This window comes from Streptomyces sp. 5-10, from assembly GCF_014712245.1.
GTDB lineage: Bacteria > Actinomycetota > Actinomycetes > Streptomycetales > Streptomycetaceae > Streptomyces > Streptomyces violaceusniger.
The window spans coordinates 1-1,130 of sequence record NZ_JACVYG010000197.1 but is presented as its reverse complement, the minus strand read 5'-3'; the positions used below and the strand labels follow the sequence as shown (position 1 = coordinate 1,130).

The 1,130-nt window shown below is 69.8% G+C and carries 1 protein-coding gene; it reads left to right on the top strand.

Annotated features, from left to right (window positions below; all coding sequences use genetic code 11):
• Positions 1 to 138 precede the first annotated feature (138 nt).
• A partial coding sequence (locus tag IEJ02_RS47780; RefSeq protein WP_498067149.1) for an AMP-binding protein occupies positions 139 to 1,130 on the top strand: 992 nt, incomplete at its 3' end.

Sequence of the window (1,130 nt, the reverse complement as noted above, 5' to 3'; positions counted from 1 at the left end):
ATCGACCTGCTGACCACCGCCGAGCGCGCCACCCTCCTCCGCCAAGGCAACTCCACCGCCACCCACCCCGCACCCGCGACCACCACCCTTCCCGCCCTCCTGACCGCCCAAGCCGCCCACACCCCCCACGCACCCGCCGTGGAATGGGGTGACGAGTGCCTCACCTACGAGGAGGCCGAGGCACGGGCGAATCGGCTGGCCCGGTATCTGATCGGGCGTGGAGCGGGGCCGGAAGCGGTGGTGGCCGTGGCGATGCCCCGCTCGCTCGACATGGTCATCGCGGTTCTGGCGGTGCTCAAGTCGGGCGCCACCTATCTGCCGATCGACACGGCGTACCCGCCGTCCCGTATCGGCTTTATGCTGCGCGACGCGCGTCCTCTCGCGGTGGTGACGACCAGCCGTACCCTCGGCGAGCTGGGCTGCGACGAGGTTCCTACGGTGCTGCCCGACGATCCGGACACCGCTGACACCATCGCCGCCCTGTCCGGCTCCGACGTCACCGATGCGGACCGTGTGCACCCTCTGCATCCCCTGCACCCGGCCTATNTGCACCCTCTGCATCCCCTGCACCCGGCCTATCTCATCTACACCTCCGGCTCCACCGGCACCCCCAAGGGAGTCGCCGTGCCGCATGCCGGAATCGCGAGCCTGGCGCTGACACAGGCCGACCGGTTCGACGTGGGCGAGGGCAGCCGGGTCCTGCAACTGGCCTCACCCGGTTTCGATGTGTCCATGATGGAGCTGGTCATGGCCGTCGCCACCGGGGCCACGCTGATCGTTCCGCCCGCCCGGATGTTGGTGGGCGAGGACCTGGCCGTCGTACTGCGGGATCAGCGCATCAGCCACGCCGTGATGTCGCCGACCGTGCTGGGCAGCATTCCCGATGGCGCCTTCCCCGACCTCCGCACCTTGATCATCGGCATTGAGCCATGTCCGGGGGAGCTGGTCCAGCGGTGGTCCGTCGGGCGGCGGATGGTGAACGCCTACGGCCCCACCGAGGTCACGGTGTACGTGACGGCCACGGGGCAGCTCTCCGGTCCGGAGGCGCCCCCGATCGGTGGGCCGATCGCCGGTATGCGGACGTATGTGGTGGATGGTGGGTTGGGTTTGGTGCCGGTGGGTGTGGTGGG